The organism is Arcicella sp. (assembly GCF_964672035.1).
Genome location: NZ_CBABQS010000043.1, coordinates 34,022 through 40,270, shown reverse-complemented (window position 1 = coordinate 40,270; position 6,249 = coordinate 34,022). Strand labels below are relative to the sequence as shown.

At 37.2% G+C, this 6,249-nt stretch carries 6 protein-coding genes; 2 read left to right on the top strand and 4 right to left on the bottom strand.

Annotated elements, in window-relative coordinates; translation table 11 throughout:
* The coding region (locus AC1W31_RS12740) for a C40 family peptidase (protein ID WP_481734835.1) at positions 1 to 585 on the top strand (585 nt) is incomplete at its 5' end.
* Between the two features lie 64 nt (positions 586 to 649).
* On the opposite strand, the gene AC1W31_RS12735 is transcribed toward AC1W31_RS12740, so the two are convergent.
* The 4 genes from AC1W31_RS12735 to AC1W31_RS12720 all read right to left on the bottom strand — a co-directional run bounded on the left by AC1W31_RS12735 (position 650) and on the right by AC1W31_RS12720 (position 3,127).
* Positions 650 to 1,054, bottom strand: coding sequence for a hypothetical protein (locus AC1W31_RS12735; protein WP_481734834.1), 405 nt, complete (start codon positions 1,052 to 1,054; stop codon positions 650 to 652).
* Between the two features lie 85 nt (positions 1,055 to 1,139).
* Positions 1,140 to 1,958: a prolipoprotein diacylglyceryl transferase gene (gene lgt, locus AC1W31_RS12730; protein ID WP_481734833.1), complete on the bottom strand. Its 819-nt coding sequence runs from the start codon at positions 1,956 to 1,958 to the stop codon at positions 1,140 to 1,142.
* Positions 1,959 to 2,096: 138 nt separating this feature from the next.
* A complete protein-coding gene (locus AC1W31_RS12725; protein ID WP_481734832.1) occupies positions 2,097 to 2,390 on the bottom strand; it encodes a rhodanese-like domain-containing protein in 294 nt (97 codons plus the stop codon).
* A 59-nt stretch (positions 2,391 to 2,449) separates the two neighbouring features.
* Entirely contained in the window at positions 2,450 to 3,127 is a 678-nt protein-coding gene (locus tag AC1W31_RS12720) for a Cj0371 family chemotaxis-regulating polar lipoprotein (protein WP_481734831.1), read from the bottom strand.
* A 244-nt stretch (positions 3,128 to 3,371) separates the two neighbouring features.
* Here AC1W31_RS12720 and AC1W31_RS12715 point away from each other — a divergent pair, with 244 nt between their 5' ends.
* Positions 3,372 to 6,200: a glycosyl hydrolase gene (locus tag AC1W31_RS12715; protein WP_481734830.1), complete on the top strand. Its 2,829-nt coding sequence runs from the start codon at positions 3,372 to 3,374 to the stop codon at positions 6,198 to 6,200.
* Positions 6,201 to 6,249: the final 49 nt, after the last annotated feature.

Sequence of the window (6,249 nt, the reverse complement as noted above, 5' to 3'; positions counted from 1 at the left end):
GCGGGTTGTATGATGGAATTAATTGCCGAGAAAGGCGATTTTTATCAAGTGCTTTTTGCCGATAATCGTCAAGGTTTTGTGCTTAAAAACGAAGCAAGAATTTATAATGAATGGCTCACGGGTTTGAGTGCTTCGGAGGAAAATCTAATCAAAACATCCAAACGATTAATGGGTGTTCCTTATTTATGGGGCGGTACTTCTTTCAAAGGCGTTGATTGCAGTGGATTTACCAAAACAGTTTATTTTTTAAATGGAATTATTCTGCCGAGGGATGCTTCGCAACAAGTAATGATTGGTGAAACGATTGATAAATCTGGTAATTGGGAAGATTTGAAAGCGGGGGATTTGTTATTTTTTGGGGAGAAAAGAGACAATGGTTCAGAGAGAGTGGTTCACGTAGCTATGTGGATGGGCAATGGTGAATTTATTCATGCTTCCAATAAAGTTAGGATAAGTAGTATGATTTCAACGGCCTCAAATTATGATGAATATAATGCGAATAGATACCTTCGGGCAAAAAGGATTTTGAAAACTGGAATGGCTGGCGTGGGAATTTTGAAGGAAAATATTGTATATGGGAATTAGATAATAGTGATTAGTCATTAGCCTGAAAATCAATCATTTTCAGGCTAATAACCAAAAGCTAAAATTACGCCCCAAAAATCCCTTTCACTTTACCCCAAAGTCCAGAAGCAACTTCTTTAGCTTCTTCCAATTTCTCAGCAGCAACTTCTTGAATATCTTCTAATTTTTCAGCAGCTTCAGCTTTCAATTCGTCTGCTTTTGCAGCCATATCTCCACCCGTAAATTCAGCGATTTTACCAGTAATTGCTTCTTTTGCATCCTCAAATTTTTCGGTGGCAGCAGTAGCCAGTTCGTCTAATTTTTCAGAAGCAGCAGTAGCCAATTCGTCAGCTTTAGCAGAAACATCCATTCCTGTTATTTCTTTAATTTTATCAGAAGCAGCATCAGCTAAACCTTCTAATTTATCAGTTGCAGCATTTTTCAAATTGTCCAATTGACTTTCTGGTTGTTGTTCTTGTGGGTTTTCCATGATTCTAATTGTGGGATTTTGGTTTAATGAATGATGATTTAGTATCTCTGCAAATATCCAATTTTTTGGGCGAATTGCCTAATAATCAGCCTATTTGAGTATTATCTTTTTTCTTAAAAGCAATAATTAAGACGATTACCCCAAACAATACGGCAGGAATACTCAACAATTGTCCCATGTTATATTGCATACTATCTTCAAAATTTACTTGGTTTTCTTTCAAGAATTCGTAAAAGAATCGTAATGTAAAGAGTATAATCATAAAAGTACCCGTTAGTAAACCATTACGAGTTTTTTCTTTCTTTATTGACCAAATCCACATGATTAAAATGAACAATAAAATACAAGAAATAGACTCGTATAATTGTGAAGGATGACGAGGAACAACAATGGGATGTTCAAAATCATTGAAAAAACGAAATGCCCAAGGCACGTTGGTGGGTTTGCCAATAATTTCGGAATTCATTAAATTGCCAAAACGAATAAAAGCCCCACCCAAAGCAACGGCTGGCACAATACGGTCGGTTACGTATAGGTAAGGAACATTTCTTTTGCGAGCAAAGAGATATATTGCAAAAAACATCAAAGTTGTCCCATGTGAAGCCAAACCCGAAAAAGGAGGGGTTATCATATCAATGAAAAATTTGCCTGGGTCACTTAATAAAAGTGGAAATTCATAGAAGAAATAATGAGCCATTCTTGCACCAACTACCGTCGAAATCATCGCATAAAGCAAAAGTTCATCGGCTTGTTCAATGGGGCGGCCTTCCTTCTTGAAAATATAACTAACTACCTGATAACCAGCCAAAAATGCTCCTGCAAACATTAAACCATACCAACGTAAGGGAAAACCGAATATCTCAAAAATTACTGGAGAAGAGTGCCAATCAATGTATGCTAACATTAGGAAATTGTGTATTTGTTTGGTGAATAATTTGTCAAAAATAATGCTTTTGCTGACAATATTTAGTTATTAGTTATTAGTTATTGGTCAATAATGGTCTAAATCATTGAAAATCAGGATTTTATTTATCAAAGCTCATTACTCAAAGCTAAAAGCTAAATATGCCTCTAATCCTCCTTCAAGATTTCTAAGGTATTTAAATCCTCTTTTTTCAAGGATTTTTTGGGCAATTTTACTTTGTAAACCCGAATAACAGACAAGAACAATTTCTTGATTTTTGAGATAAGCTATTTTTTCATCGTTCAATAATAACTCATCCAACGGAATTTGGATGCCCCCTAAATCCAAATCTTCAATTTCATAAGGCGTTCGGATATCAAGAATGGTTAATTCTGACAAGTGGTCTTTAAATTCTTGGGGACTTATGTGCATATTATTTTGAAACGTTCAAACGATTGAGGATTGCTCCGTGAGGAAAATGTACTATAAATTTATCCGCTAAATCCTCCCCTTCCCGTACTTCTAAAAAAGCCGCTTCGTCCGCTTACGGGGCGTGTGGTGATGATTCGTGAACTGCCGATACTTTCGTGAATGCCACTTGATTTTTGAAAAGCAGTTTGATTAGAATAATATCTTCCCATCATCGGGAAAAAGAAAAATCCACCCGAATGATGCCGTCTGCGGTAAGTAGTATCGGTTGAATTTTTGGTTTTTGGGTTTAAATCTGGACGATAATTCGCATAGTTTGGACTCATGGTTTTTGCCAATAAATAGCCCATTCCACCAAACAGAAGGGCATTTGGCAAAGCATTATTTTGTCCAATGGTCGTTGGATTATTTTTTATATCATTGTCAATCAAAGCTTTCACGGCCTTTGGCGAAAGTGTTTCCTTCTTTCCGTCCAAATAAGTTACAATGGCAACCGAACTATCGGCGGGAACTTCCGTTTCATCCGTAATTTTAAATTGCCCTTTTGAAGTTTCGGAAATATAGGTTTTTACGCCTTTGGTATAAACTTCAACTTCCTCATAATCTTCATCGCCCGAAGATTTACTTTTGCCACAACTTTGCAGCATCACAGAATTTCCCAAAATTGCCAACGCCAAGCTGCCACTAATGGAAATATCTTTGATTTTACGAATGAATGAATGTTTGCGTATAACTGTCATTTTATGTTGATTTTAAACACGGCAAATTTTATTTCTCTTTGTGTTTACAAATGTATTTGAAAATTATAATATTCAAGAATATTTTGGAAGAATGGTCTGATGAATAAACGAATAAGCAATTTTAAACATGGTGAACTTTATGCATCCATGTGGGTACGGAAAGGCAAATTTTTAAACCGTCCATACTTTTGCATCAGTAATCATCCATACTTTTTGCCTTTCCTAATTACCAAATAATTCAATTATGACAATCTCAAGATTATTCGTTGCCCTTTTTCTGTTATTTTCATTCATCGGAAATAGCCAAACCCTCAAATGGAAACCCATTACGCAACAAACAAAACCGTGGTCACGTTGGTGGTGGGAAGGCAATGCCGTGAATCCTAAAGACCTGACTTTCAACATGGAAAACTACCAAAAAGTGGGTTTGGGCGGTTTGGAAATTACCCCAATTTATGGCGTAAAAGGTGCTGAAGCTCAATTCGTTGATTTTCTTTCACCTAAATGGGTTTCGTTATTTAAGCACACGCTCAACGAAGGAACTCGCTTAGGCTTGGGCATCGACTTAGCCAATGCTTCGGGTTGGCCTTTTGGGGGGCGTTGGGTGGAACCGGAAGATGCTTGTCGGTACGTGGCTCACAAAGTTTATCATTTGAAAGAAGGCGAAAAATTAGCCGAAGCCATCACTTTTCAGCAAAAAGCGATGATTCGGTTTGTATTGCCCAAAAATGTTGAACCGAAAGATTTAAAACAGCCGATTTCTAAAAATGATAACTTGCAAGAATTAGCCATCGACCAAGTGAAATTTGACAAAATATTACCTTTGGAAACCCTAATGGCTTATTCTGATAAAGGTGAAAAAATAAATTTAACGGATAAAGTCAATGCAGATGGACAATTGAGTTGGCAAGCTCCCGCAGGAAATTGGTCGCTGTACGCTATTTTCTCTGGTTGGCATGGTAAAATGGTGGAACGTGCAGGACCGGGCGGCGAAGGCGATGTGATTGACCATTTTTCAGAAAGAGCAACTCAACATTACCTCAAAGCCTTCGATAAAGCCTTTGCCAATACGGACGTAAGTTCGATGCGAGCATTTTTCAATGATTCTTACGAAGTGGATGATGCTAAAGGACAAGCCGATTGGACGCCAGCGCTTTTTAATGAGTTTCAAAAAAGACGTGGATACGACCTTCGTAATTATTTACCAAACCTTTTTAGCCAAGAAAAAACGGAGGTAAACAGCCGAGTTTTGTGTGATTACAGAACAACTATTTCTGATTTGATTTTAGAAAAATATACTTCTGCGTGGGCAAATTGGGGACATTCTCGTGGTAAAATTGTAAGAAATCAGGCGCATGGTTCACCGGGAAATACTTTGGATTTGTACTCGATGGTGGATATTCCAGAAATTGAAGGAACGGATTTATTGCGTATCAAATTTGCGTCCTCAGCATCTAATGTGATGGGCAAAAAATTGACTTCTTCCGAATCTGCGACGTGGGATAATGAGCATTTCCTTTCCAATTTGGGCGATGTCAAAAAAGACCTTGATTTGTTCTTTTTAGGTGGTGTGAATCACGTTTTTTATCACGGTACAAACTACTCACCACAAAATGAACCATTCCCAGGTTGGTTGTTTTATGCGGCGGTACATTTTACGCCTCACAATTCATTTTGGAAGCATTTTGGGGCATTAAATCAGTACGTGGCTCGTACGCAAACTTTCTTGCAAGACACCAAACCTGACAATGATATTCTTTTGTATTTTCCAATTTATGACCGTTTTGCGGAACAAACGCCCAAAGGTTTATTGCAACATTTTGACGGTGTAACGCCAGAATTTAACAATACAGATTTCAAAATGGTAGCACAACAAATGCTCGACCGAGGTTATTCTTTCGATTATATTTCGGATAAACAAATTGGGAATTTGAGCATATCTAATTCAAAAATTGCGAGTGGAACGACAGTTTGGAAAACGGTGTTATTGTCCGAAAATGAAACGATTCCCTCAGAAACTTTTGCGAAACTTTTACAATTAGCCAAAGACGGAGCAACGATTGTAATTCATAATAAATTACCCCAAGATGTTCCAGGATTAGGCAATTTAGCAGAACGTCAAGCGAAGTTTAAAGCACTTTTATCACAGTTAAATTTTACCCAAAATATGGGCGTGAGCGTTGCCAAAGTAGGAACGGGACTTTTTGTAATGGGTGAAAATTTGGAACAAATCATGGCAACGGCAAAAGTGCAAAGAGAGACGATGATTGATAAAGGTTTATCATCCATCAGAAAAACTTACGCAAAAGGCAAAACGTATTTTATCAATAATACGACCGCCAACAATTTTGATGGTTGGGTTCAACTTGAAACGCCTTTTCAATCAGTGGCTTTGTATAATCCGATGACGGAGAAATTGGGTTTAGCCAAATTCAACGCAAAAACCAACGAAGTGTATTTGCAATTATCGGCGGGCGAATCCATCATTGTGGAAACCCATAATGATATTTTAAAAGCCGAGAAATACCCTTATTTCAAAGCCTCATCGACCCAAGAATTAGCAGGAAATTGGAAGATATCTTTCACCGAAGGCGGAGAAATTTTACCAAAAACGATTGAAACAAAAATACTAAGTTCGTGGACAAATTTTGAAGGAGAAGATTACAAAAATTTCTCTGGCATTGCGACTTATACACATAATTTCAAATTATCAAAAATCTCTAAATCAGGCTATTGGTTGGATTTAGGCAAGGTTTCAGAAAGTGCGAAGGTAAGCGTAAATGGTATTTCTTTGGGAACTTTAATGGGTCCAACTTACAAAGTTTTTGTACCCGCCACTATCTTAAAATCTCAGAATATTTTGACGGTTGAAGTCGCTAATTCGATGGCCAATAGAGTGATAGCTTTGGAGAAAAAAGGCGAAGTTTGGCAGAAGTTTTATAACATCAACGTATCGGCAAGGTTAAAGAAAAATTTAGGGAAAGACGGTTATTTTACGACCAAAAACTGGACTCCCAAAGAATCGGGGATTTTAGGAAAAATTACTTTAACGGCTTTGGAGGTTTTGGAGTGATTTGTGTTTTTTATTTTTAGAAATATGTTTAACTTGTTTGATAACATCG